The organism is Streptomyces sp. NPDC002776, from assembly GCF_053592195.1.
The window spans coordinates 1-25,748 of record NZ_JBSFVG010000008.1; the positions used below are offsets into that span (position 1 = coordinate 1).

Genomic DNA, 25,748 nt, shown 5'->3' on the forward strand with positions numbered 1-25,748 from the left:
CTGGGCGTCGGGCTCGGCCAGTTGCTGGAGAACGGCCGCAACAACGCCAGCATGTCCCAGGTGTTCCTGGCCATCTTCCTGATCCTGCTCGTCGGCATCGCCATCGACCTGCTGATCTTCAGCCCGCTGGAGCGCTGGGTGCTGCGCAGCCGCGGCCTGCTCGCGAGGAGTTGAGTCCCATGCGCCACCAGCCGGTCCTCCTCGTCATCGCGCACGGCAGCCGCGACCCGCGGCACGCCGCGACCGTGCACGCCCTCGTACGACGGGTGCGCTCGGCGCGGCCCGGACTGCGCGTGGAGACCGGCTTCCTGGACTTCAACATCCCCACCGTGCAGGGCGTGCTGGAATCCCTCGCGGCGGAGGGCGTGCGCGATGTCGTGGCGCTGCCGCTGCTGCTGACCCGCGCCTTCCACGCGAAGGCGGACATCCCCGCGGTGCTGCGGGACGCGCCCCGGCGGCTGCGGATCCGGCAGACGGAGGTGCTCGGCCCCTCCCCGCTGCTGCTCGGTGCGCTGGAGCGGCGGCTGTACGAGGCGGGTCTCACGCCCGCCGACAAGTCCTCGACCGGGGTCGTGCTGGCCTCGGCGGGGTCCACCGACCCGGAGGCGAGCGCGGTGATCGCAGACATCGCGCGGGAGTGGCGGCGCACCGGTTGGTGTGCCGTGCGGCCCGCGTTCGCCTCCGCATCCCTGCCCCGCACGGAGGACGCGGTACGGGAACTGCGGGCCCTCGGCTGCGAACGGGTGGCCGTCGCGCCGTACGTCCTCGCCCCCGGCTTCCTGCCGGACCGGATCGCGCGGGGCGCCGCCGGGGCGGACGTCCTGGCCGATGTCCTCGGCCCGGCACCGGAGGTCGCGCGGCTGCTGCTGGACCGCTATGACGCGGCCCGGGTACCGGTGCTGGCGGCCGTGGGCGCCTGACGGCGTCTCCCGGGAGCGGGCTGCCTACCCTCCGGTCATCTCCACCAGCTTGACCACGGTGTTCCAGTTCCGGGTGGTCGCGGTCAGGCCCTTGTTCAGGCGTGGCCTGGCCAACTGCTCGGCGAGCTTGGAGCGGCCGAGGCCGTTCGGGGCGTACAGGTACAGGCAGCGTTCGCCGAGCCGGAACTCCTCCGGCAGGAAGGCGGCCGGGGCGATCTCGGCGAAGCGCTCGGCGGTGACCGGCTCGGAGAAGTACGTGACGTGCAGCTGCTTGCCCTCCAGCTCGGCGGCCGGGAAGGGGCAGCCCTCGACGACCGCCGCCAGATAGGCGTGGTCGCGGACGATGACGTCCACGGCGAACCCGAACCGCTTCTCGACCGCCCGCGTGATCTCCGCGGCCCAGGTCTCCTCGTCGCCGCGCGCTGCGGAGAAGACGGCCTGGCCGCTCTGGAGGTAGGTGCGCACGTCGTCCAGGCCGAGCCCGGCCATCAGGACGCGCAGCTCCGCCATCGGGACCTTCTTGGCGCCGCCCACGTTGATCCCCCGCAGCAGCGCCGCATACCTCGTCGTCATCCGCACACCATAAGGCTGCGCGGGGGTGGGCAGTCGGCACATAGATGTAAGGGGCTTCCTCCTCCCCAGTGGGGAGAAGGCGGGGTCCAGGGGGATGATTCCCGCCGCGTTCAGCTCACCGATCAGCACGACGAGATGCCTTTATCCGCCGCATACCTTCAAAGCGGAAGGTGGCGGCAGGGGGCTGCCACCGCATACAAGGGGGCAAGCCCATCATGGGGAACGGAGACATACGGGTGCGGGGTCTGGCCGCCCGGGCAGGCGGCTGGAGCGTCCGGCACCGATGGGCTGCCGTCGGCATCTGGGTGCTGTTCGTCGTCCTGGCGATGGGGCTCGGTTCGGCGGCCGGCCGGGTGGACGTGGACGAGAGCCAGGCGCTCAAGGGCGAGACGAAGACCGCCGCGCAGATCATCGACGATTCCGGGATCGACGAGCCGGCCGGCGAGACCGTCCTGGTTCAGGCGAAGGACGCCGGCCTGAAGGCCACCGACACCGAGTTCCGCGCCGCGGTCACCGCGGTGATGGACGCGGTCGAGGCGACCGGCAAGGTCACCGGCGTCACCTCGCCGTACGACGCGGACACCCTCTCCGAGGACGGCCGCAGCGCGCTGGTGCAGTTCGACATGCGCGGTGACGCGGAGACCGCGAGCGAGCGGGTCGAGCCGGTGCTGAAGGCGGTGGCCGAGGTCCAGAAGGACCATCCGGCGCTGACGATCGAGGAGATCGGCGCCGCCAGCATGATGAAGACGTTCGACGACGCGTTCGGGGACGACTTCAAGAAGGCCGAGTACTCGGCCGTGCCCGTGGCCCTCGGCATTCTGCTGATCGCCTTCGGCGCGCTCGTCGCGGCGCTGCTGCCGGTGCTCCTGGCGATCACCGCGATCATGGCGACGATGGGTCTGATGGGCATCGTCAGCCATGTCATGCCGATGGGCGATGTCGCCAACTCGGTGATGCTGCTGGTCGGTCTGGCCGTCGGCGTCGACTACTGCCTGTTCTACCTGCGCCGCGAGCGTGAGGAGCGGGCCGCCGGCAAGGACCCGCAGACGGCGCTGCGGATCGCCGCCGCCACCAGTGGCCGGGCGATCGTGGTCTCCGGTGTCACGGTGTGCGTGGCGATGGCGGGCATGCTGTTCACCGGTATCGCCGACTTCGAGGCGATGGGTCTTGCCTCGCTGATCGTCGTGGCGGTCGCCATGGTCGGTTCGGTGACCGTGCTTCCCGCGGTGCTGTCCCTGCTGGGCCACCGGGTGGAGAAGGGCCGCATTCCCTACCTGCACCCGGAGAGCAAGCTGCGCCGCAAGCGCGGCAACGTCAACCGGGACAGCCGCCTGTGGACGGCCATCCTCGGTGCCGTGCTGAAGCGGCCGCTGATCTCGGCGGTCGTCGCGACCGGCGCGCTGCTCGCGGTCGCCGCTCCCGCGGTCGGCATGAAGACCCAGAACCTCACGCTGGACCAGGAGTTCGGCGACTCGCTGCCCATCGTGCAGACGTACAACCGGGTCAACGACGCCTTCCCCGGCGGCTCCGAGCCGGCCGAGGTGGTCGTCAAGGCGGACGACATCAACGCCCCCGAGGTGCAGAGCGCGCTCGCCGACTTCAAGCGGGAGGCCGTGGACTCGGGCGCCTCGCGCGGCCCGGTCGAGATCAAGCTGCACGACGAGCAGAACCTCGCCTTCGTCTACGTCCCGCTGGTCGGCGGCTCCGACCTCGACAAGGCGGGCGAGAGCCTGGAGAAACTGCGCGACGAGGTCCGTCCGGCCACGCTCGGCAAGGTCGACGGCCTGGAGGCGCCGATCACCGGACAGGTGGCGGGCAGCCACGACTTCAACAACCAGCTGGCCGGAGCGGTCGTCCCGGTCTTCGCGTTCGTGGTGGTCTTCGCCTTCCTGCTGATGCTGCTGTCCTTCCGCTCGCTGACGATCGCGATCACCTCGATCGCGCTCAACCTGCTGTCGGTGGGCGCGGCCTACGGCATCCTGGTCGGCGTCTTCCAGCACGGCTGGGGGGCGTCCCTGGTGGGCGCGGAGGGGGTCGGCGCCATCATCAGCTGGCTGCCGCTGTTCCTCTTCGTGATCCTGTTCGGCCTGTCGATGGACTACCACGTGTTCGTGGTCTCCCGGATCCGCGAGGCGCGGCTGAAGGGCCGTACGACGAACGAGGCGATCAAGCACGGGGTGGTCACCACGGCGGGTGTCGTCACCAGCGCCGCGGTCATCATGGTCGCCGTGTTCGGGATCTTCGGCACGCTGTCCATGCAGTCCATGAAGCAGATGGGCGTGGGCCTCGCGGCCGCGGTGCTCATCGACGCGACAATCATCCGGGGTGTGCTGCTCCCGGCGGTCATGGCACTGCTGGGCGAGCGCAACTGGTACCTGCCGAAGTGGCTGGAGCGCCTGCCCGACCTGACGCACGACGAGGCGCCGGAGGCGGTCGCCCAGCCGGCGCGGGACGACGAGGGGGAGCGCGTCCCGGTCTGATCCGGACCGCATGACACGAGGGCCCGTCGGTCACGGGGGAACCGACGGGCCCTCGGCTGTGCTCACCGGCCGGGGAGTTCAGCCTCGATGAGGTCGGCCGCCCGCCGGGTGCCGCCCTCCTCGGCCGTCCGCGCCGCGATGTCCTTCAGCCGCCCGGCCACCTCCGGGTCGTCGACGAGGGTGAGCGCGGTCTCCCGCAGCGCCTCGGCGGTCGCCTCCTCGGTGGACAGCTGCCGGGCCACACCGAGCGCCTGGAGCATCTCCGCGTTGCCGAACTGATCCACGGCCTGCGGTACGGCGATCATCGGGGTGGCCGTGGCCATCCCCTCCTGGCTGCCGCCCGCGCCGGCGTGGGTGACGAACAGGTCGGCCTGCTTGAGCACGGCCAACTGCGGCACCCAGGACCGCACTTCGACGTCGGCCGGTACGTCTCCCAGCTCGGCGGGGTCGACATGCCGGCCGATCTGGAGCACCAGGTGCCAGCCGGGCAGTTCCCCGAAGGCCTTGACGCACTCCCGGTAGAAGCCGGGCTGCTTGGTGAAGGACGAGCCGAGCGAGACGAGGACGACCTTCTCGGCCCCGGCGGGCCGCTGCCACTCCCCCTCGGCTCCCCGGTCGCCCTGGCAGGCGCCCACGAAGGAGTACACCGACTCGTCGACCCGGTCGGCGTTCGGCTGCAGCGCCTTCGGGATCAGCACGAGGGAGCGGTCGGGGCGGCCCGCGAACCGGTCCGGGTGCAGGGTGATGCCGTTCTCCTCCAGCCAGGACCGGAAGCGGGCGTAGTAGGCCCGGCCGCGCTCGGTGCTCTTCGGCTCCGCCCACATCGGCTCGGCGACCTCCTCCTCGTAGCCCTCCCAGGCGACGAGGTTCGGTGAGAGCGAGATGGCGGGGACGCCCCAGCGGTGGGCGAGGACGCGGGCGGGGTAGGCGGTGATGTCGTGCAGGACGAGGTCCGGCTCGTCGCCCCGGTAGGCCTCGACGAGCTGGGGCAGCGCCTGGATCGCGTCGGCCAGGAACGGCTCGACGTTGTCCAGCAGGGTGCTTCCCCAGGCCGCCGGGTCGGCGTCCGGGCCGGGCAGGGTGGAGTGCCACAGCTTCGGCTCGGCGCCGGTCTCGGCGACCTTCCCGGCGAACGCGGGCGGGATCGCGTAGGTGACCCGGTGTCCGCGCGCGACGAGCTCACGGATCACTTCGAGGCTCGGGTTCACGTGGCCGTGGGCGGCGATGGAGAACATGGCGATGTGCGCGGGTGAGGTCATGTCCCGGAGACTAAGCGAGACGATACGTCTCGTGCAACTTATATAGAGTGCGGGGCGGCGCCGGCACCTCTGGTTGTCGGGCTGTCACCTCTGGTAGCGGGCGAGGACCAGGTTTCCGTCCTTCTCCAGGCGCTCGCGCAGGTCGTCGAGTCCGATCGCTCCGCTGTAGTACTCCTGGAGGGCGGGGGTGGCGACCTTGTCCTTCCACTCTGGGTAGCCGCGGACCGACTGGGCGGGCGCCGAGCGCAGGTGCTCGGCGAGGGCGGTGCCGGTCGCCCAGTCGTGCTCGGCGGTGCGCAGCGCCGGGTCCTTCAGCGCCTCGGTGCCGGTGGGCAGCATCCAGTCGCCGAGGGCGAGCCGGACCATGTTCCGCGGCTGGAGCAGGAAGTCGATGAACTCGGCCGCCTCCTCCTGGTGCGGGCTGTCCGCGGCGATGGAGAGCGTCTGCGGGCTGACGCCCTGAGTGAGTCCGTCCGCGCCCGCGGGGGCGGGCAGCACCTGCCAGTCGAAGCCCTCCGGGGCCTGCTGCACGATCTGCTGGCGGTAGGAGAAGCCGAGCGGGACCATCGCGTACCGGCCGCCGAAGAAGCCGGGCAGGGTGTCCGAACCGCCGCTGCCCAGGGTCGAACCGGAGGCGCTGCCGTCGGAGTTGACCTGGTCGTGGATCGTCCTCGGGACCACCTCGTCGGCGGTCCCGAAGCGGATCTCGACCTTGCCGTCAAAGTCCCGGTGGAAGAGCTGCCCGCCCGCCGACAGGGAGAGGTTGAGGGTGGCGGAGACGGGTTCCTTCAGCGGCCAGGCCACGCCGTAGGTGCCGTCGCCGCTCAGCTCCTCGGTGATCTGCCGGAACTCCGGCCAGGTCCAGGGCCGTTCGGGGGTGGGGATGCGGACACCGGACTTCTTCAGCCAGGTGGCGTTGGCGATGAGCACGCGCGGCTCCTGGAGGAACGGCACGCCGTAGATGCCGTCCCCGAAGGTCACCGTCTGCCAACTGCGCTCGGGGATGTCCGCCTTGAGACGGCCGGAGAGCAGGCCGGTCAGATCGGCGAGGTGGCCGCCGTAGGCGAAGTCGGCGAGGTCGTCGGAGGCGTCGTGCACGATGTCGGGTGCCTCGCCGCCCTCGAAGGAGGTGAGCAGCTGGTCGTGGACGCTGTCCCAACTGCCCTGTACGTACTCGACCTGGACGTCCGGATGGCGCGCGTTCCACTCCTCGACGAGTTCCTTGTTGACCGCGACGGACTCCTCCTGCCAGGCCAGGGACTGGAAGCGGAGGGTGATCCGGCCGTCGTCGGGCTCACCGTCGCCGGAGCAGCCCGCGAGGAGGAGCAGGAGGACGAGGATCCAGCGTGCGCGCATCAGTTCTTCACCGCCCCGGCGAGCATGCCGCCCGTGATCCGGCGCTGGACGATCGCGAAGACCACCAGGGAGGGCAGGGTCGCGAGGAACGCGGCCGCGGCCAGCGGGCCGAGGTCGGCGACGCCCTCAGCGCCGATGAAATGGGTGAGGGTCACCGGCAGGGTCTGCTTCTCCGGGGTCTTCAGCAGGACCAGCGCGAAGAAGAACTCGTTCCACGCGGTGACGAAGGCGAACAGCCCCGTGGCCACGATGCCCGGGGCGAGCAGCGGTGCGGTCACCGAGACCAGGGTGCGCAGCTTGCCGGCCCCGTCGACGGCGGCCGCCTCCTCCAGCTCGGTGGGCACGGCCCGGACGTAACCGACCAGCATCCACAGCGCGAACGGCAGCGCCCACACCACGTACACCAGGATCAGCCCGGCCAGGGAGTCGATCAGCCGCAGGTTCTTCAGCACCAGGAACAGCGGGATGATCACCAGGACCAGCGGGAACGCCTGGCTGACGACGACCCAGCCGGTCGCGGCGCGCGCGAGCCGGGTGCGGTGCCGGGCCATGACGTACGCCATCGGAGTCGCGATCACTACGGCGATCAGGGCGGCCGAGACCGCGGCGATCAGGGAATTGCCCGCGGCCCGCAGCAGCGGCTGTTCGTCGAAGGCCTGGCGGAAGTTGTCCAGCGTGGGGTTCTCGGGGATCCAGGTGGGGTGGAGGCTGCCGAGTTCGCGGGGCGGCTTGAAGGCGGTGGAGATCAGCCAGAGGAAGGGGAAGGCGAGGAAGACCAGATAGCCGAACAGGGCGGCGTACTGGCCGGCGCGGGCCGCGGGGCGCGTCCTCATGACTCGTCCCCTCCCCTGAGCCGGCCCACGAGGAACAGGGCGAGCAGGACCGAGACCAGGGCCACCATCACACATCCCATCGCCGCGGCGTAGCCGAACTGCCCGTAGCGGAAGGCCTCTTCGTAGGCGAAGAGCATCGGCAGCCGGGTGCGGCCGCCGGGGCCGCCGCTGGTCAGGACGTACACCAGGGCGAAGGAGTTGAAGTTCCAGATCAGGTTGAGGGCCGTGATGGCGAGGGCGACCGGCCGCAGCGCGGGCCAGGTGACGGTCCTGAAGCGCCGCCAGGCCCCGGCGCCGTCCACGGCGGCGGCCTCGTGCAGTTCGCGCGGGGTGTTCTGCAGGCCGGCGAGCAGGGCGACGGTGGTGGTGGGCATGCCCGCCCAGACACCGACCACGATGACGGCGGGCAGGGCCGTGGCCAGGCCGCTGAGCCAGTCGCGTCCGTCACCGAGGTGCAGGTCGCGCAGGGTTTCGTTGAGGATGCCCGCGTCCGCGTTGTAGACCAGCCGCCACATCACCCCGACCACGACCTCCGGCATGGCCCACGGGACGATCGCCAGGGCCCGGGCCAGCCAGCGCAGTCTGAGGTCCTGGCTGAGCAGCAGGGCGAGACCGAGCGCCAGCAGGAACTGCGGCACGGTGACCCCGACGGCCCACACCAGACCGATCCGGAACGACTCCCAGAACAGGGTGTCCTGCCACAGGTCCCGGAAGTTGAGGCCGCCGATCCACTGGGTGGGCTCGGTGCGCCCGGACTGCGAGTCGGTGAAGGCCAGCAGGATCCCGTACAGCAGCGGTCCGACGCTGAGCAGCAGGATGGGGATCAGCGCGGGCAGCACCAGGAACCAGGCCCCGCGGTCCAGCGGCGCCTTCCGCGCGGACCGCCTCGTCGCGGTCACCAAGGTCACGTGAGCGGCTCCTCGTGGGGCTCGTGACGATCTCGGACTGGGCCTGGTCATGGTCGTGACCGGGGCGGGCGTCGTCAAGACACCGCGCACACGTTCCGACCTGTGCGAATGCGAGACTGGCCAACGGATGACCACTCACCGAGGGCGACATGGAGGCGGACGATGGACGAGATGCGGGCCCGGGAGGTCCTGGCCGCGGCGGGCGTGCTGCCCGGTCCGGCGCGGGACGCGGCTCTCCTCGCCCTGGGCGAGAACGCCGTGTTCGCCGCCGGTGACCTGGTCGTCAAGGTGGGCCGCGACGCCTCACTCCTGGAGCGGGCCCGGCGCGAACTGGACATCGCGGGGTGGCTGGCCGAGGCGGGCGTCCCGGCGGTCCGGGCGGCCGGGCCCGAGCCGCTGCTGGTCGAGGGACACCCGGTGACGGTGTGGCACCGGCTGCCCGATCCAGTACGCCCCGCGGAGCCGCACGATTTGGCCGAACTCCTACGGGTCGTCCACGCCCTGCCCGCGCCCTCCTTCGCCCTTCCGCCACGCGACCTGCTGGGCGGCGTGGAACGCTGGCTGCGGCTCGCGGGCGACGCGGTCGACCCGGCGGACGCGGCGTATCTGCGGGCGCGGCGGGACGGTTTCGCCGCGGCGGCGGCCCGGCTGACGCCGCGTCTGCCGGTGGGCCCGATCCACGGCGACGCGCTGCCGCGCAATGTCCACGTGGGCGCCGATGGGCCGGTGCTGGTCGACCTGGAGACCTTCTCCGCCGACCTCCGCGAGCACGATCTGGTCGTGATGGCGCTGTCCCGTGACCGGTACGGGCTGCCCGCGGCGGCCTATGAGTCGTTCGTCGCCGGGTACGGCTGGGATGTGCGGGAGTGGGAGGGGTGCTCGGTGCTGCGGGGGGCCCGGGAGACGGCCAGTTGTGCCTGGGTGGCTCAGCATGCGCCGGGCAATCCGAAGGCGCTGGAGGAGTTCCGGCGCCGAGTGGCTTCGCTGCGGGACGGGGATCCGACGGTGCGGTGGTATCCGTTCTGAGCGCCTTTTGATGGGGCCGTATGTCGTCGGGCGGCTGCGGGCATCCTGCGGCTGAGCGCGCAGTTCCCCGCGCCCCTAGGGGGCTTGGATCGAGCCGGCCGCTTCGCGCAGTTCCTTCAGTACGGTGCGGACCGCCTTTCTCGCCGTCCGCTCCGGGCGGTAGAGGGCGTCGATGGTGCGCCTCGCCCGGACTCCGCTGAGGGGTCTCAGCGTCAGTGCCGGGTGGGGGCGCATCGTCCAGCGGGGCATCAGCGCGATGCCTCCTCCGGCGGCCACCGCCTCGGCCACCACCGCGAACTCGTTGATGCGGTGGGCAATGCGGAGCCGCCGGCCGGCCGCCGCCGCGATGGCGTCGATGGTGGCCATCACCGGGAAGCCGTCGTGCACCGTGATCCAGGGCTCGTCGGCCACATCGCGCGGGGTGACGCGGCGCTTCGCGGCCAGCGGATGCTCCTTGGGCATGGCCACGTCCAGCGGCTCGCGCAGCAGCGTGGTCACCGTGACCGTGTCCGGCCAGGGCGGGGCGTGCTCCAGCCGGTGGGCGAGGACGATGTCGTACTCCCGGGTCAGCCGGGGGAAGTCCTCCTGCGGTACGTCCTCGTCGGCCAGCCTCACCTCCGGCTTGCCGGGACCGGCGAGGGCGCGCAGCAGGAGCGGGAAGAACGCGCCGCCCGCGCTGTGGAACGCCGCCACCGACACCTCCCCGTCCGGCCGCCCCACGAACTCCTCGACACTGCCCCGGGCCCGCGCCAGCGCCGTCTCCACCTCCACGGCCGCGCCGGCCAGCGCCTGCCCGGCGTCGGTCAGCACCAGCCGTCTGCCCTGCCGCTCGGTGAGCGGGACCGGGATCGCCCGCTGGAGCAGCCTGAGCTGCTGGGAGATCGCCGAGGGTGTCACCAGCAGCGCCTCGGCGACCGCCGTGACACTGCCCAGTTCGCCCAGCTCCCGCAGGATCCGCAGCTGTCGTTCGTCCACGCCCTCAGTGTAGGGACCCGATGTAGCGGCGCTAAAAGATCCTTTTAGAAACTGGCCCTGGGCTACAGAGACGATCCGGGGCACCGTAGGGGCGTGTCCGACGTCCGACGTACCGATGCGGTACTCCTCCTTGTCGCGATCGTCTGGGGATCCAGTTATCTCTCCGCCCAGACGGCCACCGCCGCCCTGCCCGTCCTGCTGGTGCTGTTCGCCCGCTACGCCCTCTCCGCGCTCGCCTGTCTCGGCGTCGTCCTCTCCCGGCGCGGCGCCCGCCGGTGGACCCGGGACGAGCTGCGCGCCGGGGTGCCGCTCGGTCTGACGCAGGCCGCGGTGCTCATCGTGGAGACGTACGGCGTCGCTCACACCACCGCCGCCAACGCCGGGCTCATCATCAGCCTGACCATCGTGCTCACCCCCCTCCTCGACCGCGCCGGGCGCTCCGGCGGCATGCCGGCCGCCTTCTACGCCGCGACCGGCGTGTGTGTCCTCGCCGTCGCCCTGCTGATGTCCGGCAACGGCTTCCACGCGCCCCGCCTCGGCGACCTGCTGATGCTGGGCGCCGCGCTGATCCGGGCCGGCCATGTCGTCCTGGTCGGACGGCTGACCGTCGGGCGGGCGATCCGTCCGCTGCAGCTGACGACGGTGCAGACCCTGGTCGGCACGGTGCTGTTCCTGCCGGCCCTCGCCGGCTCGGGGCTGCCGACGCTGGCCCGCGCCGACGCGGCGACCTGGACCCAGCTGGTCTATCTGGCCCTGTTCTGCAGTGTGTTCGCCTTCCTGGCGCAGACCTGGGCCGTGCAGCGGACGTCCGCGAGCCGGGCCAGCCTGCTCCTGGGCACCGAGCCGCTGTGGGCGGTGGCGGTGGGCATCGCCCTGGGCGGCGAGCACCTGACCGCGCTGACCGGTCTGGGCGCCGCCCTGATGCTCACCGGCACCTACTGGGGCCAGGCCGTGGAACGCACCCACCGCACCCCTCCTGCCCCGCCCGATCTGCCCGCCCCTCGCACCGAACAGGACCCCGCATGTCCGAGCACGCCACTTACCAGCACCTGATCTCCCTGCTGGACGCCGCCGGCATCGGTTATGAGCTCCTCGACCACGCACCCGAGGGCGCCACCGAGGCCGTCTGCGCGCTGCGCGGCCACCCCGCGTCCCAGGCGGCGAAGTGCATCGTGCTGCGCGTCAAGACCGACCGCCGGACCACCCGGCACGTCCTCGCTGTGGTCCCCGGCGACCGCCGCGTCGACCTGGACGCCGTCCGCTCGCTGTACGCGGCGCGCTACGCCGGCTTCAGCGACCCGGAGACGGCCGAGCGGCTGGCCCGCTCGGTGCCGGGCACGGTCCTGCCGTTCAGCTTCGATCCCGAGCTCGACCTCGTCGCCGATCCGGAGGTGGTCGCGCAGCCGAAGCTGTACTTCAACGCGGCCCGGCTGGACCGGTCGATGCGGATCTCGGGCGCCGACTACGCACGGCTGGCCGAGCCGCGGATCGAGCGGATCGCGGGGCCCGCCCCCGAGTGACCGGAGGGCTCACACGGTCTCGTCCGCCGGCACCCGCAGCGGCCAGGTGCCGTCCACCACTGCCTGCTCGTCGCCCTTGCGGCGCAGGAAGTCCTGGAAGTCCGCCGCCCACTCGGCGTACCACGCGATCTGGCGGCGGTGGAGCTCCGCCGGACCGAGGGACGCGATCTTGGGGTGGCGGTCGGCTATCGCGCAGGCGAGCCGGGCCGCGGCCAGGGCGTCCGCCGAGGCGTCGTGGGCGGCGTCCAGCCGGACGCCGTACTCCGCGCAGACCGCCTCCAGATTGCGCTTGCCGCGGCGATAGCGGTCGACCCAGCGGTCGATCGTGTACGGGTCGACGACGGGCGCGGGGGCCGTCCCGCCGAGGCGCTCCCGCAGCGACGGCAGGCCGTAGCGCCGCAGTTCGGCGGAGAGCAGGCTCAGGTCGAACGCGGCGTTGTAGGCGACGACCGGCACGCCTGTCTTCCAGTAACCCGTCAGGACATCGGCAATGGCGTCCGCCACCCGGTCCGCGGGCCGGCCCTCGCCGGCCGCGCGTTCGTTGCTGATGCCGTGCACCGCCACCGCGTCCGCCGGGATCACCACGCCCGGGTCGGCCAGCCACTCCCGGCGCCCGAGCTGCTGCCCGCCCCTGACCTCGATCACGGCCCCGGTGACGATACGCGCCTGGCCCGGATCCGTCCCGGTCGTCTCCAGGTCGAATCCGATCAGCAGCTCACGGTGCCAGCCCATGGGCGGTCCCCCTCCTTGGTGGTGCTCTCCCCCAGTGGTCTCCACCCTCCCACGGGCCACTGACAATCAGAGGAGCGCGTTCCGCTTACCCCTTCGGGCACTTCGGGCAGACCGCCCGAAACGCCCGCATGGATTCAGGACACCGGCCTCGAATCCGCCCACGCCACCTCGAACTCCTCGCGGTATGTCGGAAAGAGCCCACTGTCATGCCGGTCGCCCGACTTGACCACCCGGCTCCCGCCGCGCAGCACCAGCACCGGCGCCTCCATGCCCCGGGTGCGGCGCAGATAGGACTGCAGGACCGCGATGCCGTCCGAGCCGTCGCCGTCGACCAGGTAGGCGGTGAAGCGCGGCGTCTCGTCGTAGACCTGGATCTCGAAGGCCCCGGGGTCGCGCAGCCGGGCGCGGACCCGGCGCATGTGCAGGATGTTCATCTCCACCGAGCGGCTCAATTCGCCGCGCTTGATGCCCAGTTCCCGCTCGCGCCGCTTGACCGCGCTGGACGCCGGGTTCAGGAACAGCAGCCGCACCCGGCAGCCCGACTCGGCCAGGCGCACCAGACGGCGGCCGGAGAAGTTCTGCACCAGCAGGTTCAGGCCGATGCCGATGGCGTCGAGCCGGCGGGCCTCGCCGAAGATGTCCTCGGCCGGGAACTGCCGCAGCAGCCGCACCCGGTCGGAGTGCACGGCCACCACATCGCCGTACCGGTCGCCGACCAGGTCCTCGACCGCGTCCACCGGCAGTCGGCGCGCGGACGGTACGTCGCCACCCGCGCCGAGCACCTCCAGCAGCCGCGCCGAGGCCCGTTCGGCCTGGCCGAGCACCGCCTCGGACAGCGCCCGGTTGCGGGAGACGACGTTCCGGGTCACCTCCAGCTCGTCCAGGGCGAGTTCGACGTCCCGGCGCTCGTCGACATAGGGCGCGAAGCACGGCCAGTGCTGCACCATCAGCTCGCGCAGCTGCGGCAGCGTCAGGAAGCTGAGGACGTTGTCGTCGGCGGGGTCGAGCAAGTAGCCCTTGCGGCGGCTGACTTCGCGGACGGCGACCGCGCGCTGCACCCACTCCTGCCCGGCGGGGCCGGCCGCGGCCACCACCCAGTCGTCGCCGTGGACGGGCTCGTAGACGGGACGCAGAACAGCGGCCACCACCGCGCGCAGCCGCTGTTCGACGAGGTTCAGCCAGATGTAGGCCCGGCCGGCCCGCTGCGCGCGGGTCCGCACTTCCTGCCAGGCGTCGGCGTCCCAGTCCAGTTCCGGTCCGATGGCGCCGGCGTCCATGGGGCGCGCCAGGGACACCGTGCCGGGCGGGACGTCTGTGGAGTTCCCCTCGTGACCCTCGTCACCAGGGGGCAGCTCCCGCCCTCCCGAGCCCACCCGCGCACCGCCTTCCGTTCCCCCGAGCACTCCCCGTGTCAACGATCAAGGAAGGGTACTCCGGGACCGGTGGGCGGTGCAGCCCGATGGACAGGGTCGTTTCCCAACTGGCTCAGTCGAGACGCCCGTTCGCGCCAGCGAGCTCGGCCGGAGTGAGCGGATTCATAGCGGTGACGTCACGCGGCGCGAGCGAGAAGCCCTGCCAGTGGACCGGCATGGGCTGCTGGTCCTCGTCCCGGGCTATGTGGTGGAAGCCGACGTTCACCCACATGATGGGGTTGGTCAGGGTCTGGCCGTCGACCCACTTGTCGACCGACTTGGGGTGCCCGGTGGGGCAGTTGCCCTTGTTGTTGCTGGCGTACTGCTCGCACTTGTTGTACTGCGTGAAGTACACGTCGTGCTTGGTGAACCCGCGGCCGCTGTACTTGGCGTTGGGGCCGGCGACGAGCTCGTAGGAGCGCGGGTGGCCGTCCTTGTTCTTGCCGGTCGCGCTGACCACGCGCCACCAGCGCATGTTCTTGGCGTCGCCCGCGGTCTCCTTGGTGATCTTGGTGCGGGTGGTCTTGTTGGTGGGCGCGCGGTCGCCGGGTGCCTGCGCGGTGACCTTCGAGTCGTACTGCTCGACACGGCCCTTGGAGGAGCCGTCCAGCCCGAAGTTGAGCCGCCAGAAGACGTTGTGGCTGTGGCTGAGGGGCCTGGCCTTCGGGCCCTTGCCTATCGGCCAGCCCTGGCCGTCGCCGGCGTCGTAGTCCTGCGGTGCGAGGCTGCCGGTGGCGCCGACGTTCAGGTGGATGGTGCCGTCGTCCGAGAAGCGCCACTCGGTGATGTACTCGTACCAGCTGACCTTGTTGACGGCGTAGACGAGCAGGTCCTTGCCCTGCTTCTGGTAGAGCTTCTGGCCGCCGCTGATCGGCTGGTTCAGCATCCGGTACGCGTGCCCCCGCGCGCGTGTCGTGGTGCACAGGCCCTTGACGTTGCGGGTCTCGGTCGACTCGGGCGCCCGGACCTTGACGGTGCGGATGGTGCCGCCCGGGCACTCGCCCGCGGCCAGGTTCTCCAGACCGTCCCCGAAGTAGTAGCTCGTGATGTCGTCGTACTCCTCCGAGCCGTCGTCGTAGGGCACGTGGATCTGGGCGAGCTTGGAGCTGTTGAGGACCTTGATCGGCTTGCTCTCGCCGGGCGGCTGGTAGGTGATGTCCTCCAGGATCATTCCGGCCATGGCCTCGTGGCGCCAGCACATGCGCCAGGTCGTGCCGTTGGAGAGCTTCTGCTCGATGCGGTAGGCCGCGCTGCAGTCGGGGGCGGCGGCGGGCGCCGCCACGGGCTGGGCGGTGGCCGGTCCGGCGCCCGTGGCCGCGCCCGCCGTCAGCCCGGCCACGGCGAAGGCGGCCAGGGCCGTCCGCGTGCGGGCACGGCTCACTCTGTTGACGCGCATGAGGAATGGACTCCCTTGCATAAGGAGCGAAGGCGGAAATGGAGTGAAGGCGAGAAGGAGTGAAGGCGAGAAGGAGTGAAGGCGGAGAAGTGAAGTGATCAGCGGTCGAGTTCGGCGACCGTGCGGGCGCTCAGGTCGATCACCAGGTGCCGCATGTCGATCCACGGCCCGTTGAGGGCCTTGGGGAACAGCCGGGCACAGCGGTGTTCGCCGCACCGGTCCAGTGCGGCGGGCTGGGCGCCCGGAGCGGCCCGGAAGACCATGCTGTCGACCTCCAGCTGGTCCGGGGAGGTCAGTTCCTTGCCGGTGGCGTCCTTGTAGTCCGCCTTCAGACCCGCGCTCAGCGGGCTGGCCAGCAGGATCTTCATGGCCTCGGTGTTCTCGGAGCGGCCCAGCGGCGGCTGGACGCCTTGCTCGGTGCCGGTGTGCTCGACCTTGCCGGTGTCGAGGTTGACCGTCTTGATGACCAGCGTGTCGTCCTTGTAGTCGTAGAACGTCACGTCGGCGCGCCGCGGCGCGGCCGGATCGTCGAGTTCGTCGGTCTCCGGCTCGGCGAGGTCGATGCCGAGGGTCTGCGGGCCGCGGTCGCCGTCGACGTCCTCGCTGGACCGCTGCAGCTGGCGGTTCAGGGCGATCCGCTCGACCCTGGCCAGCTCGTCCTCGGTGAGCGGGTCGCGGCCGGTCCCCCGCTCGCCCTCGGCGGGCGCCTCCTGGACGACGCCGGGCTCGACGGCCTGGTCCTGGCCCGCTCCCTGCGCCTGTCCCGGGGCGCTCTGCCCGGTCCCCGTGTTCCGGTCGCCGGTGTCGTCGGCTCCGGCCGTGCCCGGCAGGGTGACCGCGACCATGGCCGCGGTTCCGGCCAGCGCTATCGCCGCGCCGGCCACCACCTTGCCCAGATGGCGGTGCACTGTCTTGCGCACGTTTTTCCCCCTACTCCCCCTGGGTCCCCGGGAGTATGTGATGTGCCCCACTGGTTCGGCATACCTGGGTATGCCTGGTCGATCGATAAGAGGGACATAAGTCGGGGGTGGTTCCCTCACTTTCGGGGAGACTCGAAGCCAAGGCGCCCCGACGGGGGCACTCCACCTGAAAGAGTCGTGTGCATGCAGGTCTGGCCTGGAGAGGCATATCCACTCGGTGCCACGTATGACGGCGCCGGCACCAACTTCGCGGTCTTCACGGAGGCCGCGGACAGAGTAGAGCTGTGTCTGCTGCATGACGACGGCTCGGAGACGGCGGTGGAACTGCGCGAGAGCGACGCGTTCGTCCGGCACGCGTACGTGCCGGGCATCATGCCGGGACAGCGGTACGGATTCCGGGTGCACGGGCCGTACGCCCCCGAGCACGGCATGCGCTGCAACTCGGCGAAGCTGCTCCTCGATCCGTACGCCAAGGCGGTGAGCGGCTCGATCAGCTGGGGTGAGGAGGTGTACGGCTACCACTTCGGCGCGCCCGACAAGCGCAACGACCTGGACTCGGCGCCGCACACCATGTCGTCGGTCGTGGTCAACCCCTACTTCGACTGGGGCGACGACCGGCGCCCGCGCACCGAGTACCACCACACCGTGATCTACGAGGCCCATGTCAAGGGCCTCACCATGCGGCACCCGGGGCTCCCGGAGGAGCTGCGCGGCACCTACGCGGGCCTGGCGCACCCCGCACTGATCGAACACCTCACCGAACTGGGCGTCACCGCGCTGGAACTGATGCCCGTACACCAGTTCGTGAACGACCACCGGCTGGTCGACATGGGGCTGAACAACTACTGGGGCTACAACACCATCGGCTTCTTCGCCCCGCACAACGCCTACGCGTCCTGGGGCGACCGCGGCCAGCAGGTGCTGGAGTTCAAGTCGGCGGTGAAGGCGCTGCACGAGGCCGGCATCGAGGTCATCCTGGATGTCGTCTACAACCACACCGCCGAGGGCAACCATCTGGGCCCGACCCTGTCCTTCCGGGGCCTGGACAACCTCTCCTACTACCGGCTCACCGACGACCCCCGCTACTACATGGACACCACGGGCACCGGGAACTCCCTGCTCATGCGGTCCCCGCACGTCCTCCAGATGATCATGGACTCGCTGCGGTACTGGGTCACCGAGATGCACGTCGACGGCTTCCGCTTCGACCTCGCGGCCACCCTGGCCCGGCAGTTCCACGAGGTGGACCGGCTGTCGTCGTTCTTCGACCTGGTGCAGCAGGACCCGGTGGTCTCCCAGGTGAAGCTGATCGCGGAGCCGTGGGACGTCGGCGAGGGCGGCTACCAGGTGGGCAACTTCCCGCCGCTGTGGACCGAGTGGAACGGCAAGTACCGCGACACCGTACGGGACCTGTGGCGGGGCGAGCCGCGCACGCTCGCGGAGTTCGCCTCCCGGCTGACCGGCTCCTCCGACCTGTACCAGCACGACGGGCGGCGGCCGCTGGCCTCCATCAACTTCGTCACCTGCCACGACGGCTTCACCCTGCACGACCTCGTCGCGTACAACGACAAGCACAACGAGGCCAACGGGGAGGACAACCGCGACGGGGAGAGCCACAACCGGTCGTGGAACTGCGGAGCGGAGGGCGAGACCGACGATCCGGCCGTGCTGGAGCTGCGGGCCCGCCAGATCCGCAACTTCCTCGCCACCCTGATGCTCTCCCAGGGCGTGCCGATGATCAGCCACGGTGACGAGTTCGCGCGCACCCAGCACGGCAACAACAACGCCTACTGCCAGGACAGCGAGCTGGCCTGGCTGCGCTGGCCGGACCCCGACGACGAGGACGGCAACCGGCTGCTGGAGTTCACCCGCGCGATGGTGTGGCTGCGCCGGGACCATCCGGTCCTGCGCCGGCGCCGCTTCTTCCACGGGCGTCAGGTGGAGGGCACGCACGACGACCTGTCGGACATCGCCTGGTTCACCCCGCAGGGCAAGGAGATGACCCAGCGGGACTGGAACTCGGCGCAGGCGTCGGCGCTGACGGTGTTCCTCAACGGCAACGCGATCTCCGAGCCGGGCCCGCGCGGGGAGCGCATCAGCGACGACTCCTTCCTGCTGATGTTCAACGCGTCGCCGAAGACCCTCGACTTCGTCGTACCGGTCGACCACGGCCGGCAGTGGCAGGTGGTCGTGGACACCGCGCGCGTGGACGGCGTTCCGCCCGGCACCGGGCCCAAGGTGCAGGACGGGGACCGGCTGACCCTGGTGGACCGCAGCCTGGTGGTGCTCCAGCGGCCGGTCTAGGAGCGGGTGTGCGGACGCCCGGCCACGCGCGCGTGGCCGGGCGCGTCATGTGAGGGGTACGACCCCGCCCGCGCGGTCAGCGCGAGGGCGCAGGCGAGGGCGGCGGCCAGGCTCGCCGCCCCGAAGGCCGCGGCGGGGCCGTACGTCTCGGCGAGGCGGCCGGTCACGGCGACCGCCAGGGCCTGGCCGCCCACCAGGGCGCTGGTCGCGACGGCCATCGCCTCGGCCAGCCGGACCGGCGGCACCACCCGCTCGGTGAGCCCGAACACCGTGATCAGGTGCGGCGCGTAGGCCACCCCGAGGACGGTGACCACGGCGTACAGACCGGCCAGGCCGTTCGTCCACAGCAGGGGCAGCGACAGCGCGAACGCCGCCGCGGTCGCCGCCCGCCACCGCGCCGGGAGCCCCACGCGCGCGGGTACGGCGGCCATGGCGAGCCCCGCGACGGCGCTCATGACCCCCATGGCCGCGTACACGAGTCCGGCCTGCTCCGGCCGCCCGAGCCGCTCGGTGAGCGCGGTGATGCCCGCCTGGCAGGCGCCGAACATGGCTCCCTGGAGGGCGAGCGCGGCGCGCAGCGAGTGGACGGCGCGGGGCATGCGCCCGAGCCGCTCGGTGCGGCGCGCGGCGGCCGGACCGGTCACCGTGGCCGTCGGGTGGAGGGCGAAGGCGCCGCCGCACAGGGCCACCAGGAACGCCGCGCCGAGCAGGGCGTGGGCGGGGTGGGCCAGGACCGCGGCGAGGCCCACCAGGGCGGGGCCCAGCACGAAGGAGACCTCGTCCAGGGTGCTCTCGAAGGAGAGCGCGGCGCCGACCACCGGCTCGGGTGCCCGGTGCCGCCGGGCGAGGGCGACCAGGCGGGCGCGGGCCAGGGGGCCGACCAGCGGCACGCTCGCGCCCACGCACGCGCCGAGGAGCGCGAGCCAGGGCGTGGCGAGCCCGGCGAGCGCCCCGGCCACCAGCGCGGTGATCGCGAGGGCGTTGGCGAGCGAGAAGGCGAGCACGACCGTGCGCTGCCCGTGCCGGTCCGCGAGCCGGCCCACGAGCGGTCCGCAGACCACCTGCCCGACGGCCAGCGCCCCACCGGTCAGACCGGCGGCGGCGAGGGAGCCACTCGTGCGGGCGACGAGGAGAACACTGCCGAACTGGATGGTGGCCGTGGGCAGTCTGCCGAGGAACGACACCCCCGGCAGAAGCGGCCCGGTCAGGCCGATCACCTCACGGTATGTGTCCAGCGCCCGGCCCCGCCCCACGGATCCCATCGCTCGAAACTAGCCACGCGCGCGGGGCCACGTGGAGGGGACGATGACACGAAGGGCGGCTGGGCGGGTACGTACGTTTCCATGACACCTGAGCGACCTGACACGGTGGCGCCCACGGCCACGTACCGGCTGCAAGTGCAGCCCGAGTTCCCCTTCGCCGCCGCGGCCGAGGCGGTGCCGTACCTGGCCTCGCTCGGCGTCTCGCATCTGCATCTGTCCCCGGTGCTGGAGGCGGTGCCCGGCTCGGCGCACGGGTACGACGTCGTCGATCACGGGCGCGTGCGGGAGGAACTGGGCGGCGAGGACGGGCTGCGCGCGCTGGCCCGTACCGCCCGGGAGCACGGCCTCGGCCTGATCGTGGACATCGTGCCCAACCACATGGCGATGGCGCCGCGCCACAACCGGGCCCTGTGGGAGGTGCTGCGCGAGGGCCCCAAGTCCCCGTACGCGCGCTGGTTCGACATCGACTGGGAGGCACAGGGCGGGCAGGTGCTGCTGCCGGTGCTCGGCGGACCGCTCGGCCAGGAGCTCGGCCGCCTGGAGACCGACGGCGACGTGCTGCGCTACTACGACCAGGCGTTCCCGCTGCGCCAGGGCACCGAGGACCTGCCGCTGCCCCAGCTCCTGGACGCCCAGTGGTACCGCCTCGGCTGGTGGCGGCTGGCCCGCACCGAGCTGAACTACCGCCGGTTCTTCAGCATCTCGGAGCTGATCGGGGTGCGGGTGGAGGACCCGGAGGTCTTCGAGGCCACGCACGACAAGATCCTCGCGCTGCTCCACGAGGGCGTGATCGACGGGCTGCGCGTCGACCATCCCGACGGGCTCGCCGACCCCGACGGGTATCTGCGGCGGCTGCACGAGGCGACCGGGGGCCGCTGGACGGTCGTGGAGAAGATCCTCTCGGACGGGGAGCACCTGCCCGCCGCCTGGCCCGTCGCCGGGACCACCGGCTACGACGCGCTGCGGCACATCGACGGCCTCTTCACGGACCCGGCGGGGCACGAGGAACTCCTCGGCGAGTACCGGCGGTTCGCGGCCCCGCAGACGGACCGGGGCGGACAGTGGGAGACGACCGTGCGGCGGGCCGCGTACAAGGTCCTCACGCACGAGCTGGCCGCGGAGACCGAGCGCCTGACCCGGGTCGCCGACCGGGTCTGCACCACCTCGGCGGATCCCGCGCTGCGCGACCGCGCGCCCTGGGCGCTGCGCACCGCGCTCCAGGAGCTCCTGGTCCGGCTGGAGGTCTACCGGCCCTACGCCTCCGGCGACCCGGCCGCCGTCGTCACCGAGGAGGCGGCGGCCGAGGCACGGCACGCCTTCGTGGTCCCGGAGGAGGCCGACGCGGTCGACGTCGTACGGGACCTGGTGCTCGGCCGGGACGGGGACGGGCCCGACCGGACGGAGTTCCGTACCCGCTTCGCGCAGACGGCGTCGGCGCTGCGGGCCAAGTCCGTGGAGGACACCGCGTTCTACCGCTATGTGCCGCTGCTGTCGGCGACCGAGGTGGGCGGCAACCCGGGCGGTCCCGCGATGTCCCCGGAGGACTTCCACGCCTACTGCGCGCGCGTGCAGCGCGACTGGCCGACGACGGGGATCGTCGTGTCGACGCACGACACCAAGCGCAGCGCCGACGTCCGGGCCGCGCTCGCGGTGCTCACCGAGTGCCCCCAGCGGTGGGCGGACGTGCTGTCCGAGGTGACCCGCGCCGGTGAGAACGTGCCCGACGCGCAGCTGGCGTGGGCCGCCTGGCAGACGGTGTTCGGGCTCGGCCCCGCGGACCCGGAGCGGGTGCGGGAGGCGCTGCTGAAGCATGTGCGGGAGGCCGGCCTGTACACGAGCTGGACGGAGCAGGAACCGCCGTACGAGGAGGCGGTGGCGGCCTACGTCGAGGCGGGGCCCTGCGGTCCGCCCGGCGCCCACGTGGCCGCCCTGCGCGACCGCCTCGGCCCGCACATCCGGGCGAACCTGCTGGGCACCGCCCTGGTCCACCTGACGATGCCGGGCGTGCCGGACGTGTACCAGGGCACGGAGGGTGAGTACCGGGCCCTGGTCGACCCGGACAACCGGCGGCCGGTGCGCTTCCCGCCCCTGGAGACGGGGGAGAAGAACACGCTGACCGCGGCGGCGCTGCGGCTGCGCGCACGCCGACCGGCCGCTTTCGGTGCGGCGGCGACGTACACCCCGCTGTCCGCGCAGGGTCCGGCGGCGGCGCACTGTGTGGCGTTCGCGCGCTCGCAGGAGGTGGTCACCGCGGTGACCCGGCTGTCGCTGCGGCTGGCGGAGGCGGGTGGCTGGCGGGAGACGGCGCTGGAGCTGCCGCCGGGGCGGTGGGCCGACGTGGTGACACCGGGACGGGAGTTCACGGGGCACGTGCGCGTGGAGGAGCTTTTCGGGCCGCTTCCGGTGGTGCTGCTGGAGCGGGTCTGAGGGCACGGCGGGCGGGCGCGCGCCACGGTGGCGCGCGCTGCTGGGCGGGCCGTACGACCGGCTCGCCGCCGCGCGCGCTCCCCGCGTCCGCCGCGTGCGGGCGGCGCGTCGTGGTGTGCGGCGCCGCTCCCTCCGTTCCCGGCATGTCGGGGGCCGCCGGTGCCCGTCCCCTCCCCCACGGCTCCCGTCGGCACCGGCCGCCCCGCCGGTCGGCGTGGCATGCCCCTGGGCGCCCCCTGGAGCCTCCCCCTGGGTCTCCTTGACAGTGCTCGGCGGCCGTGGGGTACTGCGGATTGCGAGGCCGGGCGGATGTGACGGGGGTGAGTCTCCTGCCGGAGCTGCGCTACCCCTCGGTGACCGAAGTCGTCTCGGCGGCCCGGGCGTTGGCAGCCCAACGGCCGGGCCTGTGCACGCTGCGGGAGGTGGGCCTCTCCCGCGCGGGCCGCCCCCTGCAGCTGCTGTCCGTGGGCCGTGGGCGGCGTGCCGTGCTGGTCGTCGCGGGCGCCCACGCCAACGAGCCGACCGGCGGCCCGACCCTGCTCGCGCTGGCCGAACGGGTCCTGGACGAGCGGGCGCTGCGGTCCGGCACCTCCTGGCACTTCCTGCTGTGCGCCGATCCCGACGGGGCGAGCCTGCATGTCACTCCGGCGCCGCGCAGCCTGTTCGACTACCACCTCGGCTTCTTCCGGTCGGCGGGCCCCGAGCAGCCGGAGTGGTCGCCCGCGGTCCTGCCGCCCGACCGGCTGCCGCCGGCGACCCGCGCCCTGACCGGGGTCATCGACGAACTGCGCCCCTACCTCCAGGCGACCCTGCACGGGACCGAGCTGGGCGGCAGCTGGGTGCAGCTGACGAAGGACCTGCCCGGGCTCGCCGAGCCGTTCGCCAAGTCGGCGGCGGAGCTGAACATCCCGGTGGAGACGGGCGCCTCGGACGCCGCGGGCTGGCCCGCGTCCGGGCCGGGCGTGCATGTGATGCCGGCCGCGGGGGCGGGAGCGGCGTACCCGAGCATGCCGGACGACGCGCGGCAGAGTACCTGGCACCACGTGCACCGGTACGGGGGGATGACGGCGGTCGTGGAGGTGCCGATGTGGGCGAGCGACCTGGTGGACGACCCGGTACCGCATCCGGCGCCGACGGCGGCGATGCGGCGGCTCGCGGGCCGGCTGCTGCGGGACACGCGGGAGGTGGAGCGGGTGCTCACCGAGGTGCTGCCCCGGCTGGACGGCGCCGACGGACCGCTGCTGCGGGCCACCCGGTGGGCGCTGGAGCTGGTGCCGGGGCTGGCGGCGGACTGGACGCGCGGGGCGCCGGTGGACGACACGCGCGCGTACATCGGCAGTGTGGACGCCTTCGCTCGCCGGCTGCCGCTGCGGGCGGCGGCCATGCTGCTACGGGTGCTGCAGGAGACGGACGACCGGGCGGCGCCGGGTCTGGAACGGCTCGTGGCGTCCTGGAGCAGCTCCTTCGAGCGACGGTTCCGGGCCCGCTGGGTGCCCTTGGAGCACCAGGTCGAGCACCAGTCCCGCACGGTCGTCGCGGCGGCCCGGCACGCGCGCGACCGGGTGGCCTGAGAGCCGCCACGCGCGCGTGCCGGGGGCGCGCACCGCTCAGTGGTCCAGGGCGAACACCGCCCCCGTCCGCGCCGCCAGCTCGCACGCGTTGCTGAACTCCCGCCGGTACTCGACCGGACGGCCGTTCCACTGGCCGCTCGCCCGGGCGGAGACCGGGGCGTAGATCATCGGGCAGATCGCGTCCCGCTGGGACAGGCGGTCGAGGGTGCCGTCGACCGCCGCGAGGGCCGCGCAGGCCTCGGCGGCGCGGGCGTGGCCCTGGGGCGGGCCGCACATCAGCAGCGTGCCGCGGGTGTGGCTGGAGTGGGCGTCGCCCGTGGTGAGCGTGAGGTAGAGCCAGTTGCCCGGGAGGGTCTCCCGCTCGCCGGCCTGCGCCGGAACCGTCGCGAGGACGAGGAGGGAGGCGGCCGCGAGCAGAACGCCCCGGACACCGGCCCGTCCCGCCTTCACCGTGGTGGAGTGTGTCATTCCCGGTGCATCGGCACCGCGGCCTCGGAACCCCACCCCTGCTCACCCGAACGGGAACCCCCGCGGGCGTGGCGGGAGGCCAGGTCGAACGCGGCGAGCACCACCCGGGACTGGTATTCGACCTGGCGTGCGACCGGTATCCACCGCGCGCCGCAGCCGTCGCGGTAGTCGGCGCACCACAGGTCGATGAGCCGGTCCAGCTCAGGCAGCACACCGGCCGGGTCGCGGCCGGAGCCGGCCACCAGCCGGTGCAGCAGTCCCGCGGTGCGCAGCGCCAGCCGCCGCCCGGCGATGCGCAGGGTGGCCAGGTGGGCGGTGCTGAGCGGGGGCAGGGGATGGGCGTCGGCGGTGACGATGTCGGGGTCCCACGCGTCGGCGAGCCCTGGGCAGACCAGGACGTAGTCGTCGACCGGGGCGAGCAGGCGGGCGGTGTCCTGGGTGGCGGGCAGGTGGTGGCGCAGGCGGACGAGGAGCCGGGCCAGCAGCCGGGAGTCGTGCCGCAGGGCGCGGCTGACCGTGCGCAGGACGGCCACCGCGTCGGCGGGTGCGGTGTCGTCCTCCACCGCGGCCACGCCCCACATGGGTGCCTCGACCACCGCGGTCACCGTGCCGTAGCGGTAGGGGTGGAACCAGGTCGACTCCACGGCGGCCTCGGTGATGGCCGCGGCGAGGTCGCCCCGGCGCGGCGGCGGGATCAGGTAGACGGCCGGCCCCAGGCGCGGCCAGTACAGGGTGTCGTACGGGCCGAGTTCGCGGGGGATGCGCAGGCGGGCCGCGGTGTGCGCGAGGCGACGCGGGAAGCCGGGCAGGTCGTGGGTGAGCTCGGCGAAGCCGCCGCCGACGTCAACGCCGTGCAGCGAGCACTGCAGGAAGGGGCGCAGTTCGTCCTGGAGGTCGAGCAGGGCGCGGGTCTCGGGCAGCGTGACGCGGTCCGCCCCGTCGGGCAGCCACTCGGGCTGTTCCAGGAAGCCGGGGCGGAAGAAGTTCCGGAAGTAGCGGCCGAGGGTGTACGGGCCCTGGAGCCAGCCCTCGTTGCGGCGCAGACCGTCGGGGTCGAGGCACAGCAGGAGGTTCCAGGTGGCGTCGGCGTCCTGGTGCCGGCGGGGGTCGGCGAGGGCGCGTTCGGCGAGCCGGAGGGCGGTGGCGCCGCCCACGGGTTCGTTGGCGTGCGGTCCGGCGACGACGAGGGCCTGGCGGCTGCCGTGGCCGACGGAGAGCAGCCACAGCGGGCTGCCTCCGCGGGAGGTCCCGACGCGGCGCAGCCGGGCGTCGGCGGGGTGGCGGGTGACGAGCGCGGCCGCCCGGACGCCCAGCTCGTCGGCGGTCGGGTAGCGGAGGAGTGGCAGCAGGGCGCACCTCCGCGAGCCGGTGCCGTCGGTTCACCTGTTGTGCCTGAGGTACGTCCA

20 protein-coding genes and 2 pseudogenes are annotated in these 25,748 nt (G+C 72.5%); 9 read left to right on the top strand and 13 right to left on the bottom strand.

The genetic code is table 11. The features are described from left to right. Both ACWD11_RS17715 and ACWD11_RS17720 read left to right on the top strand, forming a co-directional pair. Positions 1–174: pseudogene (locus tag ACWD11_RS17715) on the top strand (ABC transporter permease); the annotation flags it as partial. Between the two features lie 5 nt (positions 175–179). Then, positions 180–920, top strand: coding sequence for a sirohydrochlorin chelatase (locus tag ACWD11_RS17720; protein WP_389419846.1), 741 nt, complete (start codon positions 180–182; stop codon positions 918–920). A gap of 24 nt (positions 921–944) precedes the next feature. Here the strand turns inward: ACWD11_RS17720 and ACWD11_RS17725 are convergent, their stop codons facing one another. Next, positions 945–1,493 carry a DUF1697 domain-containing protein gene (locus tag ACWD11_RS17725; RefSeq protein WP_451283950.1) on the bottom strand — a complete coding sequence of 183 codons (549 nt, stop codon included), beginning with the start codon at positions 1,491–1,493 and terminating at the stop codon, positions 945–947. 215 nt (positions 1,494–1,708) lie between these two features. Between ACWD11_RS17725 and ACWD11_RS17730 the strand changes: the two genes are divergently transcribed. Continuing rightward, entirely contained in the window at positions 1,709–3,973 is a 2,265-nt protein-coding gene (locus ACWD11_RS17730) for an MMPL family transporter (RefSeq protein WP_389419848.1), read from the top strand. Positions 3,974–4,035: 62 nt separating this feature from the next. On the opposite strand, the pseudogene mgt reads toward ACWD11_RS17730, so the two are convergent. The 4 genes and pseudogenes from mgt to ACWD11_RS17750 all read right to left on the bottom strand — a co-directional run bounded on the left by mgt (position 4,036) and on the right by ACWD11_RS17750 (position 8,329). After that, positions 4,036–5,299 (bottom strand): annotated as a pseudogene (mgt, locus tag ACWD11_RS17735) (macrolide-inactivating glycosyltransferase). A gap of 17 nt (positions 5,300–5,316) precedes the next feature. After that, positions 5,317–6,588 carry an ABC transporter substrate-binding protein gene (locus tag ACWD11_RS17740; RefSeq protein ID WP_451283952.1) on the bottom strand — a complete coding sequence of 424 codons (1,272 nt, stop codon included), beginning with the start codon at positions 6,586–6,588 and terminating at the stop codon, positions 5,317–5,319. Beyond that, positions 6,588–7,421 (bottom strand): carbohydrate ABC transporter permease, encoded by an 834-nt coding sequence (locus ACWD11_RS17745; RefSeq protein WP_451283954.1) that lies wholly within the window; start codon positions 7,419–7,421, stop codon positions 6,588–6,590. The genes ACWD11_RS17740 and ACWD11_RS17745 overlap by 1 nt, the downstream gene beginning before the upstream one ends. Continuing rightward, on the bottom strand, positions 7,418–8,329 hold the full coding sequence (locus ACWD11_RS17750; protein ID WP_250071378.1) for a carbohydrate ABC transporter permease: 912 nt from the start codon (positions 8,327–8,329) through the stop codon (positions 7,418–7,420). The genes ACWD11_RS17745 and ACWD11_RS17750 overlap by 4 nt, the downstream gene beginning before the upstream one ends. Positions 8,330–8,491: 162 nt before the next feature. Here ACWD11_RS17750 and ACWD11_RS17755 point away from each other — a divergent pair, with 162 nt between their 5' ends. Beyond that, positions 8,492–9,355 carry a phosphotransferase enzyme family protein gene (locus tag ACWD11_RS17755; protein WP_389419851.1) on the top strand — a complete coding sequence of 288 codons (864 nt, stop codon included), beginning with the start codon at positions 8,492–8,494 and terminating at the stop codon, positions 9,353–9,355. 75 nt (positions 9,356–9,430) lie between these two features. On the opposite strand, the gene ACWD11_RS17760 is transcribed toward ACWD11_RS17755, so the two are convergent. Further along, positions 9,431–10,330, bottom strand: a complete 900-nt coding sequence (locus ACWD11_RS17760) for a LysR family transcriptional regulator (protein WP_389419852.1) — start codon at positions 10,328–10,330, stop codon at positions 9,431–9,433. A gap of 93 nt (positions 10,331–10,423) precedes the next feature. On the opposite strand from ACWD11_RS17760, the gene ACWD11_RS17765 reads away from it, so the two are divergent. Both ACWD11_RS17765 and ACWD11_RS17770 read left to right on the top strand, forming a co-directional pair. Beyond that, positions 10,424–11,383 (top strand): DMT family transporter, encoded by a 960-nt coding sequence (locus ACWD11_RS17765; RefSeq protein WP_451283957.1) that lies wholly within the window; start codon positions 10,424–10,426, stop codon positions 11,381–11,383. Continuing rightward, positions 11,353–11,850, top strand: coding sequence for a YbaK/EbsC family protein (locus tag ACWD11_RS17770; RefSeq protein ID WP_451283959.1), 498 nt, complete (start codon positions 11,353–11,355; stop codon positions 11,848–11,850). Before ACWD11_RS17765 ends, ACWD11_RS17770 begins: the two co-directional genes overlap by 31 nt. Before the next feature lie 9 nt (positions 11,851–11,859). Here ACWD11_RS17770 and ACWD11_RS17775 read toward each other — a convergent pair whose 3' ends face one another. The 4 genes from ACWD11_RS17775 to ACWD11_RS17790 form a co-directional block, all read right to left on the bottom strand. Beyond that, entirely contained in the window at positions 11,860–12,582 is a 723-nt protein-coding gene (locus ACWD11_RS17775; protein ID WP_389419854.1) for a 3'-5' exonuclease, read from the bottom strand. Between the two features lie 134 nt (positions 12,583–12,716). Next, positions 12,717–13,955: an SAV2148 family HEPN domain-containing protein gene (locus ACWD11_RS17780; RefSeq protein WP_389419855.1), complete on the bottom strand. Its 1,239-nt coding sequence runs from the start codon at positions 13,953–13,955 to the stop codon at positions 12,717–12,719. A 112-nt stretch (positions 13,956–14,067) separates the two neighbouring features. After that, complete coding sequence (locus ACWD11_RS17785) at positions 14,068–15,390, bottom strand: copper amine oxidase (RefSeq protein ID WP_451283961.1); 1,323 nt, start codon at positions 15,388–15,390, stop codon at positions 14,068–14,070. Between the two features lie 98 nt (positions 15,391–15,488). Further along, positions 15,489–16,310, bottom strand: coding sequence for a Tat pathway signal sequence domain protein (locus ACWD11_RS17790; protein WP_389419857.1), 822 nt, complete (start codon positions 16,308–16,310; stop codon positions 15,489–15,491). A gap of 183 nt (positions 16,311–16,493) precedes the next feature. Here ACWD11_RS17790 and glgX point away from each other — a divergent pair, with 183 nt between their 5' ends. Beyond that, complete coding sequence (glgX, locus tag ACWD11_RS17795) at positions 16,494–18,614, top strand: glycogen debranching protein GlgX (RefSeq protein ID WP_389419858.1); 2,121 nt, start codon at positions 16,494–16,496, stop codon at positions 18,612–18,614. Here the strand turns inward: glgX and ACWD11_RS17800 are convergent. Then, on the bottom strand, positions 18,611–19,876 hold the full coding sequence (locus ACWD11_RS17800) for an MFS transporter (protein WP_451283963.1): 1,266 nt from the start codon (positions 19,874–19,876) through the stop codon (positions 18,611–18,613). The genes glgX and ACWD11_RS17800 overlap by 4 nt on opposite strands. A gap of 81 nt (positions 19,877–19,957) precedes the next feature. Here ACWD11_RS17800 and treY point away from each other — a divergent pair, with 81 nt between their 5' ends. Continuing rightward, the gene (gene treY, locus ACWD11_RS17805) at positions 19,958–22,303 is read left to right on the top strand and encodes a malto-oligosyltrehalose synthase (protein ID WP_451283965.1); all 2,346 of its coding nucleotides are present in this window, start codon (positions 19,958–19,960) and stop codon (positions 22,301–22,303) included. 320 nt (positions 22,304–22,623) lie between these two features. Then, positions 22,624–23,874, top strand: coding sequence for a M14 family zinc carboxypeptidase (locus ACWD11_RS17810; RefSeq protein WP_451283966.1), 1,251 nt, complete (start codon positions 22,624–22,626; stop codon positions 23,872–23,874). Positions 23,875–23,910: 36 nt separating this feature from the next. Here ACWD11_RS17810 and ACWD11_RS17815 read toward each other — a convergent pair whose 3' ends face one another. Both ACWD11_RS17815 and ACWD11_RS17820 read right to left on the bottom strand, forming a co-directional pair. Beyond that, on the bottom strand, positions 23,911–24,342 hold the full coding sequence (locus tag ACWD11_RS17815; protein ID WP_451283968.1) for an SSI family serine proteinase inhibitor: 432 nt from the start codon (positions 24,340–24,342) through the stop codon (positions 23,911–23,913). Further along, positions 24,339–25,691 (bottom strand): M14 family zinc carboxypeptidase, encoded by a 1,353-nt coding sequence (locus ACWD11_RS17820; protein WP_389420075.1) that lies wholly within the window; start codon positions 25,689–25,691, stop codon positions 24,339–24,341. Before ACWD11_RS17820 ends, ACWD11_RS17815 begins: the two co-directional genes overlap by 4 nt. Positions 25,692–25,748 lie beyond the last annotated feature (57 nt).